Source organism: Methyloceanibacter sp., assembly GCF_050726195.1.
In the GTDB taxonomy this organism is placed as follows: Bacteria; Pseudomonadota; Alphaproteobacteria; order Rhizobiales; family Methyloligellaceae; genus Methyloceanibacter.
Genome location: NZ_JBOHJC010000019.1, coordinates 1 through 11,940, shown reverse-complemented (window position 1 = coordinate 11,940; position 11,940 = coordinate 1). Strand labels below are relative to the sequence as shown.

Here is an 11,940-nt window from a genome sequence, read left to right as displayed (position 1 = left end):
GTGGCGCTTTGGCGACATTGTGACTTGGCGGGCTCAGTGGTGGCGCGGGCGCCACCAGCTGGCAGAGCATATGGGGCCTCAGATGCGGATTAACCAGATCATGTATTTGGCGTCCGGATCACCTTGATGCCGAGATCTCGGATCTTCTTACGCAAGGTATTGCGGTTGAGGCCGAGGAGATCGGCGGCGCGGATCTGGTTGCCCCGCGTGGCGGCGAGCGCCGCGGTGATGAGCGGGAACTCCACCTTGCGGAGAATGCGTGTATAGAGCCCAGCCGGTGGCAGGTCCTGGCCGAAGCCCATGAAATAGTCGGCGAGATGGCGCTCGACCGACTCCGACAGATCGCCGTTCGCTTCGGCCGTGTCGGGGAACGGCGCGCGTGCCGCCGTGGCGAGCTCGCTCTCCACCATGTCCGCGGTGACGATGTCTTGGGCGTAGATCGCCGACAGGCGCCGCACGAGGTTCTCCAGCTCGCGCACGTTGCCAGGCCAGTGGTAGCGCTTGAGGCGCTCGATGGCCGGCGGCTCGAAGCCTTTCGGCGGCAGCCCTTCCTTCTCGGCGATCGACAGGAAATGGCGCACGAGATCGGGAATGTCCTCCAGGCGCTCGCGCAACGGCGGCAGCCGGAGCGGCACCACGTTCAGCCGGTAGAACAGATCCTCGCGAAACAAGCCTTGATCGATCTGCTGCTGAAGATCGCGATTGGTGGCGGCGATGATCCTGACATTGGTGCGGATGGGCGTCCGGCCGCCGACGGTGGTGTATTCGCCCTCTTGCAGCACGCGGAGGAGCCGCGTTTGCGCCTCCATGGGCATGTCGCCGATCTCGTCGAGAAAAAGGGTGCCCCCTTCGGCCTGCTCGAAGCGGCCGACATGGCGCGCCTGGGCGCCGGTGAAAGCGCCCTTCTCGTGGCCGAATAGTTCGGACTCGATGAGCTCGCGAGGGATGGCGGCCATGTTGATGGCGACGAACGGCCCATTGCGGCGCTTGCCGTATTCATGGAGTGCGCGGGCGACCAGTTCCTTGCCGGTGCCCGACTCGCCGGTGATCATCACAGTGAGGTCGGTCTGGGTGAGCCTCGCGAGCACGCGATAAATTTCCTGCATCGCCGGGCAGCGGCCGATCAGCGGCAAGCCCTCGCTCGTCTCGGCGGACAGGCGCTGCGCCTTCCGGCGCGGCTCGGCGAGTGCGCGGCCGACCACGGCGATCAGCTCGTTGAGGTCGAAGGGCTTCGGCAGATATTCGTAGGCGCCGCGCTCGGCCGCGGTGATTGCGGTCATGAAGGTGTTCTGCGCGCTCATGACGATGATCGGCAGGTCCGGCCTCAGCTTCTTGACCCGCGGGATGAGATCGAAGGCGCTTTCGTCCGGCATGATCACGTCGGTGATCACGAGGTCCCCCTCCCCTTGCGAAATCCAGCGCCACAGGGTCGCGGCATTGCCGGTGGCACGCGGCGCGTAGCCGGCGCGCGCCAGGGCCTGGTTGAGGACGGTGCGGATCGCGGCGTCGTCGTCGGCGATCAGGATATTGCCTTTGCCCATTCTGTTTATGCCTGCGTTGTTTCCATCGTTTGGGCTGCTTCGCTTTCGGCCATCGGCATCAGCGCGCGAAAGACCGTGTACCGGGGGCGTGAGTCGCATTCGATAATCCCGCCATGGTCGCCAACGATCTTTGCCACCAAGGCGAGCCCGAGCCCGGTGCCGGACGGCTTGGTGGATACGAACGGGTCGAAGAGATGCGGCATGAGATCGGCGGGCACGCCGCCGCCGTTATCCTCGACGGCGATTTCCAGCGGCAGGCTGACGCGCGCCTGGCTGCCGGGCACCGACAGGCGCACGCCTGGCCGGAACGAAGTACTGAGCGTGATCTGGCCGTCGGCCCGATCCTCGCCGATCGCCTCGGCGGCGTTCTTGATGAGATTGAGAAACGCTTGGATGAGCTTGTCGCGGCTTCCAGGCACCGGCGGCAGCGACGGGTCGTAGTTCTCGACGATCTTGATGTGCCGCGCGAAGCCGGTGCGGGCGATCTGCTTCACATGATCGAGCACGTCGTGAATGTTGACCGGCTCGCGCTGTAAGGGCCGCTCGTCGCCGAAAATTTCCATGCGGTCGACGAGTTTGCAGATGCGGTCGGACTCCGCGCAGATGAGCTGGGTCAAGGTGCGGTCGGAATCGGTGCGGTCGCCCTCGAGGAGCTGTGCCGCGCCCCTGATGCCGGACAGCGGGTTCTTTATCTCGTGGGCGAGCACGGCGGCAAGGCCGGACACCGAGCGCGCGGCGCCGCGATGGGTGAGCTGGCGCTCGATCATTTGCGCCATGCTGCGCTGCTGGAGCATCACCATGACCCGGCCCGGCGCTTCCGGCACGGGGCCGCCGTAGAGGTCGACGAGCTTGGCCGCCTCGAAGCGGAACGAGCCAAGCTCGACGCCATACTCGTTGACCGTGGTGCCGTTGCGCTGCACCTGCTCGACAAGGGCGATCAGCGGGCTGCCGAACGCCACGACGTCAGGGAGGGTGTGGCGGCACAGCACGCCGGCGCTCATCTGGAAGAAATCTTCGGCGGCGGTATTGGCGTATTCGATGGCGTGCGCCTTGCCGATGACGAGGAGCGGGTGCGGTAGGGCGTCCATCAGCGCGTCGCAGGGGATCGGCAGAGGCTCGGCCTTGCGCCGCGGGCTAGGCGTTTTGGTCGAGACGCTCAAAGCGTGTATACCCTCGCGACGGAAAGAGCCATTGTGCATAAAAATTATGCATGACCACCCTATGATCTATTATTGGGCAAGATACGAGGGTTTTCGCAAGGGGGCAACATTCCTTTTGCCGCAGTGCAACAATAAAGTTCGCCAAAGGCTTAACGGCGGCGGCTCGCGAGATTTCCACAGTTTGCGGGAGCGGCGGCGATGAAAGTGGCGGCCCTCATCGTGGCTGGCGGCCGAGGGGTCAGGGCGGCGCAGGGCGATCCTCGTCCCAAGCAGTATTGCCTCTTGGGCGGCCAATCCATGCTGACGCGGGCGATCGGCGCCTTTGCCGGCCATCCGCGGATCGACACCACGCTCGTCGTCATCAACCCCGACGATTCGGCCCTTTATGATGCCGCGAGCAGCCCGCTTGCGGGGCGCCTGTTGCCGCCGGTCGCTGGCGGCGCCCGGCGGCAGGACAGCGTGCGCGCAGGCCTCGAGGCGCTCGAGCCCGAGCGCCCCGACGCCGTGCTGATTCATGACGCGGCCCGCCCGTTCGCTGATTCCGACCTCATCGCGCGCGTCATCGCCGGCCTCGACGGTCATGCCGGCGCCCTGCCCTGCCTGCCGGTCGCCGACACCCTGAAGCGCGCCGAAGCCGGCCGCATCACCGGCACGATCGCGCGCGAGGATCTATGGCGGGCGCAGACCCCGCAGGGTTTCAAGTTCGAATCGATCCTCGCCGCGCACCGCGCCGCGGCGCAAGATTCCACGCTTCACTTCACCGACGATGCCGCGGTCGCCGAATGGTTCGGCCTCGATGTGGCGCTGGTCGAGGGCTCGGAGCATAATCGCAAGCTCACCACGGCGGAGGATCTCATCATCGCCAATGAACTGTTGCGCGCGCGGGGCGCGGTCCGCGTCGCCTCCGGCTATGACGTGCACGCGCTTGGGCCAGGCGATGCGGTGATGCTGTGCGGCGTGCGCATTCCCCACAGCAAGAGGCTGGTGGGCCACAGCGATGCCGATGTCGGTCTGCACGCGCTGACCGACGCGCTGCTCGGCACGATCGCCGATGGCGACATCGGCACCCACTTCCCGCCGTCCGACGACCGCTGGCGGGGCGTTGCCTCGGAGATTTTCCTCAAAGAAGCCGCGGCCAGGATCAAAGCGCGCAGCGGCGAGATCGTGCATGTCGACGTCACGCTGCTATGCGAGGCGCCGCGCATCGGACCTTATCGCGACGCCATGCGTTCCCGCATCGCGGAGATTCTTGGACTGGATGTCAGCCAAGTGAGCATCAAGGCGACGACCAATGAAGGCCTCGGCTTCGTCGGCCGGGGCGAAGGCATCGCCGCCATGGCCACGGCGACGGTGAGGCTGCCATGACGGAAACGCTCGAGATCGACGCCTCGATCCTGGCGCACGCGGCGGACGTGTTGGAGGTTGCGCGCTCGAAGGGGGAGCTCATTGCGACCGCGGAGTCTTGTACCGCAGGACTGCTCGCCGCGACGCTGACAGCCATCCCGGGCTGCTCCGACGTGTTCGAACGCGGCTTTGTCACCTACTCCAACGCTTCGAAGAGCGAGATGCTGGGCGTGCCGTTCTGGCTCATCGAGAAGCACGGCGCGGTGAGCGAGGATGTCGCCCGCGCCATGGCCGGCGGCGCGCTCACCCATAGCCGCGCCACCCTTGCGGTCGCGGTCACCGGCATCGCCGGGCCCGACGGCGGCACGCCGGAGAAGCCCGTCGGTCTCGTGCATTTCGCCGCCGGCCGGCCCGATGGTCCCATGCACCACGAGCGGGTGATGTTCGGCGATGTTGGTCGCGCCGAGGTCAGGCGGCGGAGCGTCGAGCGGGCGCTCGTGCTGCTGCGCTCATTGTTGTAGGGCAACACCCACGGTCTTGCAGCCATAGACCTCGTCGGCGCGCGCTTCGAAGGCGTCGGTGTATTTTCGCACCGCCTTATCGAACAGGCCGCCGACCAGCCGCTCGAACAGATGCGAGCGGAAGCTATAGGCGATGTAGAAGTCGATATCGGAGCCGCCGCCGGCGCGCGGGACGAACTTCCATCGGTTCTCGAGATGCGAGAACGGGCCGTCGAGATACTCGACGAAGATCATGCGCGCTTCCCTGTCGAGCTCGACCTTGGTGGTGAAGCTCTCGCGGATGAGCCTGTAGCCCACCGTCATGGTCGCGATGAGAGTTTCCTTGTCCCCGACCTTAGTGCGCCGCTTGACCTTCAGCGCTTCCACGAGCGGCAAGAACTGAGGATAGTCCTCGACATGGGCCACCAGCGCGTACATCTCGTCCGCCGAGTGAGCGACGGGGTGCTTGATTTCAAAGATGTGCATGGAGCGCGGACCGGCGCTTCAAGCGCCGAGGGACGCGTGGCGCGCGGCCTTGAGCCGCGCGAAGTCCTCGGCGGCGTGATAGGAGGAGCGGGTCAGAGGGCTCGCGGCCACGAGCAGGAAGCCTTTCTCGCCGGCGATCCGCCTATACGAGTGGAACTCCTCGGGCGTGACAAAGCGGTCAATGGCCGCATGCTTCCGCGTCGGCTGGAGATATTGGCCGATGGTGAGGAAATCGACGTCCGACCCGCGCAGGTCGTCCATCACTCTGGCGACCTCGTCATGCGTCTCGCCGAGCCCCACCATGATGCCGGACTTGGTGAAGAGGTGCGGGTCGAGCCGCTTCGCTTCGGCAAGCACCGTCAGCGAGTGACGATAGTCGGCCCCCGGACGGATGCGCCGGTAGAGCGAGGGTACCGTCTCGACATTGTGGTTGAACACGTCCGGCCGCGCCGCGATCACGATCTCCACCGCGCCCTCTTTCCGTAGGAAGTCCGGGGTCAGCACCTCGATGCTGGTCTCGGGCGCCGCCTGCCTGATGGCGGCGATGGTCGCGGCGAAATGGCTGGCGCCGCCGTCGGCGAGGTCATCGCGGTCGACGGATGTCACCACGACGTGAGTCAGCGCGAGCGCGGCGATCGCATCGCCGACACGCCGCGGCTCATCCAGATCGAGAGCGCCGGGCTTGCCGGTGATCACATTGCAGAAGGCGCAAGCCCGCGTGCATGTGTCACCCATGATCATCACGGTTGCGTGGCGCTTGCCCCAGCACTCGCCGATATTGGGACACGCCGCCTCCTCGCACACCGTGTGCAGGCGATGCTCACGCAATACCTGGCGCGTCGCCGCGAAGGCGTGCGCGCCGGGCGCCTTGACACGGATCCACGGCGGCTTGGGCAGGACGGGAGTGTCGGGCAGCCGCGCCTTCTCGGGATGGCGCGGCCGCGCCGTCACCGCACCGACCGTATCGATCACTGTCACCATAAGCGTTTAACTCAGGCCGTTTCGTGCCCCCTGAAGCGCCGCCACACCCACAACACGAGCACGGCGCCGATCGACGCCACGATCAAATTGCCGAGCCAGCCGTAGAACTCGATGTTGAGCAGCCCGGCGAGGGTGCCGCCGACGAACGAGCCGGCGATACCGACCAAGAGATTGGTGAACAGACCGTGATCGCTCGCCGTCACCTTCTCGGCGATGTAGCCGGCGATGATGCCGATGATCAGCATGCCGAAGAAGCCGACCCCTGGCATGAATAGAAATCGTTGTGCTTCACCTTCCATTGCGCCACCTCCTCCTTCGTCTGGACGTCCGCTACCGCATGCGCTGCCACACCCAGATGCACAGAATGGCGCCCAAGGTGGCGATGATGATCTCGCCGATCAACCCATAGGCGCCGATGCCGACCAGGCCCGCGAGCAGGCCGCCGACCACGGCGCCGATAATGCCGATCAGCAGGTTCACCAAGAGGTCCTGCTGCCGCCCCATAATGTATGACGCCAACGCGCCGGCGATCAGGCCGACAATCAGAAAAATGATCAGGCTCATTGTCTGTCTCCCATTGTTAGTCGGGCCCGGTCGCGCTCCGCGACAACGGGACTAGATGTGGAGAGCACGCCCGAAGGCGTCGAGCACCGATTCGTGCATCATCTCCGACAAAGTGGGATGGGGGAAGATGGTGGCGATCAATTCGGCTTCGGTGGTTTCGAGGGTCTTGCCGATGGCGAAGCCTTGGATCAGCTCGGTGACCTCGGCGCCGATCATGTGCGCGCCGAGCAACGCCCCGGTTTTCGCGTCGAAAATCGTCTTCACCAGACCCTCCGGCTCACCAAGCGCGATGGCCTTGCCGTTGGCGTAATAGGGGTAGCGGCCGACCTTCAGGTCGTGGCCGGCGGCGCGGGCGGCGGCCTCGGTCAAGCCAAGGCTTGCCACTTGCGGGGCGCTATAGGTGCAGGCCGGGACGTTGGTCTTGTCGAGGGGATGGACGCCGTCGAGCCCTGCGATCTTCTCCACGCAGAGCACGCCCTCGTGCATCGCCTTGTGGGCGAGCCAGGGCGGTCCGATCACGTCGCCGATGGCGTAGAGGCCCGGCACGCCGGGGCGGCACCATTCGTCCACCACGATGTGTCCCTTGTCGACTCTAACCCCCTGCTCGTCCAGGCCGAGCCCCTCGACATTGCCGATGATGCCGATGGCGAGGATGACGCGGTCGACCGAGCCCTCCAGCCTGCCGTCCGGCGTCTTCAAGGTCGCGGTGACGCCGTCGCCACTAGTGACGAGCCGTTCCACCGTGGTGCCGGTGCGAATGGCGATCCCCTGCTTGGCGAAGGACTTCTCGGCGAGCCGCGAGATCTCCTCGTCTTCGGCCGGAAGGATGCGGTCGAGGATCTCGACCACGGTCACCTCGGCGCCGAGCGTGCGGTAGAAGCTCGCGAACTCGATGCCGATGGCGCCCGAGCCGACGACGAGCAGAGACTTGGGAAAAGTCTCCGGCACCATCGCCTCCTTGTAGGTCCAGATCACCCTGTCGTCGGGCTCGAGCCCCGGCAGGGTCTTCGCCCGCGCGCCGGTGGCGAGGATGATGTGCTTGGCGGCGATCATGGGCAGCTTTTGGCCGTCCTTGCCGGTGACGGCGATGCGGCCCTGCCCTTCAAGTTTCGCGTGGCCTTCGATCACGGCGATCTTGTTCTTTTTCATCAGATACGCGACGCCGTTGGACAGCTTCTCGGCGACTTTCCGGCTGCGTGCGATCACCTGCGCGAAGTCGAAGCCGACATTGTCGGCGCGCAGGCCGAACTCGGAGGCGTTCTGCATCAGATGATAGATCTCGGAGGTGCGGAGCAGCGCCTTAGTGGGGATGCAGCCCCAGTTGAGGCAGATGCCGCCAAGCCGGTCGCGCTCGACAATGGCCGTCTTCATGCCGAGCTGCGCGGCGCGGATGGCGGCGACATAGCCCCCCGGCCCGGCGCCGATGACGGCAAGATCGAATTCCATGTCGCTCATGGCAGGCAGGCTAACCCATCACCGCGCGCAAGCGTGCGAAAACTCATGCGACGGGGACGGCCGCAGGTGCCGCGTGCGGAACCACGAGCCGCAGGATCAGGTACTGCACGACCACCGCCAGAACCGGCGGGAGCAGCATGACGGCGAAAGTTCGTGCGTCACTGTGGGGCGCGAAGCCGACATAGTACCAATGCTCGCCTTCGCCGAGCAGGTAGAAGGCGAGAAGCGGCAGCAGAAGCACGATCGTGGCGCCGAGCAGCGCTGTGCGATTGCGGGCGACGAGGAGGGTCACGCCGAAGACGAGCGGCCCGAGCACGGCCCAGATGATGACGCCATAGCCGCCGACGGCCGCATCGATGTTGCAGGCAAGCCGTTCGCCGCTGCAGGGGAGGCGCGCGACGAGTTCGACGAAGCCGAGTCCGAGGAGAAACGACGCAAGTCCCGCGGCGAGCAGGCCCAGGACAAGTCTGACCACGGGCCTTCCCATTGCCTTCCCCTTAAGCCGCTCCCGAGAGCGATCGTACCATGAGGACCCAGTCGCCCTCATGGAGAAAGCCCGGCGGCAGGATCGCGCGCTCGCGCGCTTGCGCCGCATAGCCGGCGCGCGCGTAGAGCCGCGCGGCAGGCTCGTTCCATGAGCCGACGATGACGCTCAAGGCTGACGCACGCGCCTCGCGTCCCTTCTCTTCGGCAATCTCGAGGAGCTTCGCGCCAATCCCCTGCCCGCGAAATTCGGGGAACGTCGCCAGCACGTTGACATACCACGAGCCCGGCGCCTGCGCCTCGAGGCGCACGAGCGGCCGCACGTTCTCCGGCAATTCGCCGAGGCCGGTGAGGTCATAAGGATCGTCGAGGCGATAGCCGACCAGGCTCGCGGCGATCTCGCCGCCGATCTCGGCGACGACGGCGTTGCGGTAGGAGAAGCCGCCCGCCTCGCGCCGCGCCCGCTCGCGCCCGACCTCCAAGGTCGACTGCCCGGGCTTGGCCATGCCGCGCCACATATGGTTGGGCATGCCCTCACCGGCGATGTCGACCAGCACGGCGAGCGCTGATACGTCGGCGATGGTGGCGGGACGGAAGTTCGGCTTAGGCTGCACCAGAGCAGGCTACACGACCGGCGACCGCTAGCACACCCACGCCCTAGAGAAGGAAGTCGCCCTTGGACAGACTGCCGACATTCACGAAGATCTCGAAGTCGGCCTTGCCGTCGCCGTTGACGTCGCCCTGCACGATGACTGTCGAGCCCTTGTCGGTGTAGCGCAACTCGCCCTTCTCGTCGCTGAAGTCCTGCTTGCCGATGAACTTGAACTTCTGATCGCCCGAGACCCCCTTCTTGGCGTCGATGTCGCGCAGATCGATGTCATCCTTTTTGCGCTCGAACCCCATGATCTTGTCGCGCTGGCCGCCTTTCTTGCTCTCGGAGATCTTGTTGAAGTCGAAATCGTCGCTGCCGGCGTCACCGAACATGATGTCGCGTCCGGCACCCCCGGCCAGCGTATCGTTGCGGCCGCCGCCGCGGATTGTGTCGTTCCCTGAATTGCCGCGGAGATCGTCGCCAAAACTGGAACCGACAAGCGTGTCACCGCCGCCCTTGGCATCGATGAAGGCTGCCTGATTCACTTGAAGGGCGGCGAAGTTGAACACATTGGCAGCGCCGGTGCCGAACACACCCCCACCGTTGGCCGCCCATTGCTCGATGCCTTGCGCGGTGGCGTTGAAGCCGGCAAGCGTCACCGTGCCAAATGCGAGAAACCCGTCCGTGCCAGGGCCGCCAATGATGGTGTCGTTGAGAGACTCGTTGCCGAGGATGAAGAACGTGTCATCGCCCTCGCCGCCAAGCAGGGTGTCGGCGCCGGCGCCCCCATTGAACACGTCGGACCCCTCGCCGCCGACGAGGAGGTCATTGCCTTCTCCGCCGTTCAGCGTGTCGACCCCAGCCTCGCCGAACAGCGCATCGTTGTTGCCCAAGCCGTTGATGGTGTCAGCGCCGCCCGCGCCGAACAGAGTGTCCGCTCCGGGATTTCCATTGATAGTCTGGTCGCTCGTGTCGGTGGAAAAGATGAAGTCGCCGGCCAATAGCTGACTTTCGAGGATGCCGGTGATCTTGGTTTGCGAAATCACGCTATTGTCGCGGGTTTCGAGCGTGGCACTGCCGGCAATATCGGTGATCAGAATTTGAATCGTTTCGAACGTGCCGATGTTGAAGGCGCTGACATCGATCTTGTCGCGCACGCCGCTTTCCAGGAAATCGCCGATCTCGTCGATGCCCCTGCTGAGCCTGAACGTGTCGACGAACCCGCTACCGATGTCGTCGCCGAACAATCTGTCATCGCCCAAATTGCCATCGAGAATGTCCAGTCCCTGGCCGCCGAGAACAAGGTCATTTCCCGCGTTGCCGTTCAGGACGTCATTGTCAGCTTCCCCGGCCAGCGTGTCGTTGGTGATGCCGGCCAAGATGAAGTCGTCGCCGGCGCCGGCGCGGAACGTGTCGTTTTCGCCATCCTGGAGCAAGGCAAAATCGGCGGGGGAGACCGCTATGCCGCTGATCGTCCAGCCAGCATCCAGGAACGGTGTGGCGGCATTGGCGAAGTCACCGCCGCCGGAACCGACAAAATCGGTCAAAAGATTCCCTCCCTGGTCGCGCGGTCCAGGTCATCGCGTGCTGTGACTGCCGCCCGGGATGGACGCTACGCATGGCCGCCTAGCATTGGCAAAGCAAATCGTGATGAACTTCGGTGCTGCTTAACGATGCGCCTAAATATTCAGCGTTTGCCCGTTGAATAGGCAGGGTGTCACACCAGCATCGTCACAGGATCTTCAAGAAACGCCTTGAAGGCGGCGAGCAGCTCGGCGCCGAGCGCGCCGTCGATGACGCGGTGATCGACCGACAAGGTCACGCTCATCATGGTGGCGATCTTGACCGCATCGTCCTTGATGACGGGGCGTTTCTCGGCGCGGCCCACCGCGAGGATTGAGGCCTGCGGCGGGTTAATCACCGCATCGAAGCGGTCGATGCCGTACATGCCGAGATTGGAGATGGTGGTCGAGCCGCCTTGATATTCGTGCGGCGCGAGGCGCTTGGAGCGGGCGCGGGCGGCGAGGTCGCGCATCTCGTTGGAGATTTCCGAGAGGCTTTTTACCTCGGCATCCCTGATCACCGGCGTGTGCAGACCGCCGCCTTCGAGCGCCACGGCGACGGCGATGTCGGAGGCGCGATGGCGCAACAGCCCTGCTTCCGTCCAGGTGGCGTTGGCGGCGGGCACGGTCTGCAAGGCCATGGCCATCGCCTTGATGATGAAATCGTTGACCGAGAGCTTGAAGCTCCGCGGGCCGTCATGCGGCGCCATGGAGTTGAGCCGCGTCCTGGCGGCGAGCAGCGCGTCGAGGTCGCAGTCGATGGCGAGATAGAAATGCGGGATCGTCTGCTTCGACAGAGTGAGCCGCTCGGCGATGAAGCGGCGCATGGTGTCGTGCGGCACGATCTCGTAAGTGCCGGGCTCATAGAGCGCGAGGACCTGCTTGTCGGTCATGCCGCGCGGCTCGGGCGACTCGTGCCGCACAAGATCGCGCCGCGCCGGCTCCGGCGCTTCCTCCGAGACCTCGGCATAGGCGGCTTCGCTCGGCTTCGGCGCGGGCCGCGCTTCGGCGTGCGCCACGTCGCGCATGACGATACGGCCGCGCGGACCGGAGCCGCGCAAGCCGGCAAGGTCGATGCCGCGTTCGCGGGCGAGCCGCCGCGCCAAGGGCGAAGCGAACACCCGGCCGCTGCCCTTCGCGTGGCCGTTCGCCCTGATCTGTTCGGCGATCTTGTGCAGCACCTGCTCCGCAGTGGCCGCCTCCCCCTCTCCCCTGTGGGGAGAGGGCGAGGGGGGTAAAGCCTCGGAGGCAAGAGCCCCCTCTCCCCTGTGG

The 11,940-nt window shown here is 65.5% G+C and carries 13 protein-coding genes; 2 read left to right on the top strand and 11 right to left on the bottom strand.

What is annotated here, in order from left to right; translation table 11 throughout:
• Nucleotides 1-98 precede the first annotated feature (98 nt).
• Complete coding sequence (gene ntrC, locus ACRECX_RS12965; RefSeq protein WP_431559259.1) at nt 99-1,541, bottom strand: nitrogen regulation protein NR(I); 1,443 nt, start codon at nt 1,539-1,541, stop codon at nt 99-101.
• 5 nt (nt 1,542-1,546) lie between these two features.
• Nucleotides 1,547-2,740 (bottom strand): two-component system sensor histidine kinase NtrB, encoded by a 1,194-nt coding sequence (locus ACRECX_RS12960; RefSeq protein WP_431559258.1) that lies wholly within the window; start codon nt 2,738-2,740, stop codon nt 1,547-1,549.
• 159 nt (nt 2,741-2,899) lie between these two features.
• On the opposite strand from ACRECX_RS12960, the gene ACRECX_RS12955 reads away from it, so the two are divergent.
• Complete coding sequence (locus ACRECX_RS12955) at nt 2,900-4,066, top strand: bifunctional 2-C-methyl-D-erythritol 4-phosphate cytidylyltransferase/2-C-methyl-D-erythritol 2,4-cyclodiphosphate synthase (protein ID WP_431559257.1); 1,167 nt, start codon at nt 2,900-2,902, stop codon at nt 4,064-4,066.
• Nucleotides 4,063-4,566: a CinA family protein gene (locus tag ACRECX_RS12950; protein ID WP_431559256.1), complete on the top strand. Its 504-nt coding sequence runs from the start codon at nt 4,063-4,065 to the stop codon at nt 4,564-4,566. Before ACRECX_RS12955 ends, ACRECX_RS12950 begins: the two co-directional genes overlap by 4 nt.
• On the opposite strand, the gene ACRECX_RS12945 is transcribed toward ACRECX_RS12950, so the two are convergent.
• The 9 genes from ACRECX_RS12945 to ACRECX_RS12905 form a co-directional block, all read right to left on the bottom strand.
• Complete coding sequence (locus tag ACRECX_RS12945) at nt 4,555-5,031, bottom strand: type II toxin-antitoxin system RatA family toxin (RefSeq protein ID WP_431559255.1); 477 nt, start codon at nt 5,029-5,031, stop codon at nt 4,555-4,557. The two genes, ACRECX_RS12950 and ACRECX_RS12945, sit on opposite strands and share 12 nt — an antisense overlap.
• Nucleotides 5,032-5,049: 18 nt before the next feature.
• Nucleotides 5,050-6,012 (bottom strand): lipoyl synthase, encoded by a 963-nt coding sequence (gene lipA / locus ACRECX_RS12940; protein ID WP_431559254.1) that lies wholly within the window; start codon nt 6,010-6,012, stop codon nt 5,050-5,052.
• 11 nt (nt 6,013-6,023) lie between these two features.
• Nucleotides 6,024-6,311, bottom strand: a complete 288-nt coding sequence (locus tag ACRECX_RS12935) for a GlsB/YeaQ/YmgE family stress response membrane protein (protein ID WP_431559253.1) — start codon at nt 6,309-6,311, stop codon at nt 6,024-6,026.
• 31 nt (nt 6,312-6,342) lie between these two features.
• The gene (locus ACRECX_RS12930) at nt 6,343-6,576 is read right to left on the bottom strand and encodes a GlsB/YeaQ/YmgE family stress response membrane protein (RefSeq protein WP_431559252.1); all 234 of its coding nucleotides are present in this window, start codon (nt 6,574-6,576) and stop codon (nt 6,343-6,345) included.
• Nucleotides 6,577-6,627: 51 nt separating this feature from the next.
• Nucleotides 6,628-8,031: a dihydrolipoyl dehydrogenase gene (lpdA, locus tag ACRECX_RS12925; RefSeq protein ID WP_431559251.1), complete on the bottom strand. Its 1,404-nt coding sequence runs from the start codon at nt 8,029-8,031 to the stop codon at nt 6,628-6,630.
• A gap of 43 nt (nt 8,032-8,074) precedes the next feature.
• Nucleotides 8,075-8,518, bottom strand: a complete 444-nt coding sequence (locus ACRECX_RS12920; RefSeq protein WP_431559250.1) for a hypothetical protein — start codon at nt 8,516-8,518, stop codon at nt 8,075-8,077.
• A 10-nt stretch (nt 8,519-8,528) separates the two neighbouring features.
• The gene (locus ACRECX_RS12915) at nt 8,529-9,128 is read right to left on the bottom strand and encodes an N-acetyltransferase family protein (RefSeq protein ID WP_431559249.1); all 600 of its coding nucleotides are present in this window, start codon (nt 9,126-9,128) and stop codon (nt 8,529-8,531) included.
• A 43-nt stretch (nt 9,129-9,171) separates the two neighbouring features.
• Nucleotides 9,172-10,653 carry a calcium-binding protein gene (locus ACRECX_RS12910; RefSeq protein WP_431559248.1) on the bottom strand — a complete coding sequence of 494 codons (1,482 nt, stop codon included), beginning with the start codon at nt 10,651-10,653 and terminating at the stop codon, nt 9,172-9,174.
• A 170-nt stretch (nt 10,654-10,823) separates the two neighbouring features.
• Nucleotides 10,824-11,940, bottom strand: a 1,117-nt coding sequence (locus ACRECX_RS12905; protein WP_431559247.1) for a dihydrolipoamide acetyltransferase family protein, incomplete at its 5' end; no start/stop codon positions are given.